The organism is Bacillus cereus group sp. BfR-BA-01441 (assembly GCF_022663075.1).
GTDB lineage: Bacteria > Bacillota > Bacilli > Bacillales > Bacillaceae_G > Bacillus_A > Bacillus_A cereus.
Genome location: NZ_JAKUEU010000471.1, coordinates 1 through 209, shown reverse-complemented (window position 1 = coordinate 209; position 209 = coordinate 1). Strand labels below are relative to the sequence as shown.

Sequence of the window (209 nt, the reverse complement as noted above, 5' to 3'; positions counted from 1 at the left end):
AAGCTATTGATGAGCAAATTCAGGCTCTTCAGCAACAATTAAACGTTGCAATTGAAGCGGAAGGACAAAAGAAAGTAGAAGAACAAAAGAAAGCAGAGGAACAGAAGAAAGCCGAAGAACAAAAGAAAGCCGAAGAACAGAAGAAAGTAGAAGAACAGAAGGAAGCGGAGTAACTGCTTTAGTGAAACAGCCAGAAAACAAGAATGTGG

At 39.7% G+C, this 209-nt stretch carries 1 pseudogene; it reads left to right on the top strand.

Annotation, left to right across the window (positions count from 1 at the left end):
- A pseudogene (locus tag MR107_RS31260) lies at positions 1-170 on the top strand (DUF4047 domain-containing protein); the annotation flags it as partial.
- Positions 171-209 lie beyond the last annotated feature (39 nt).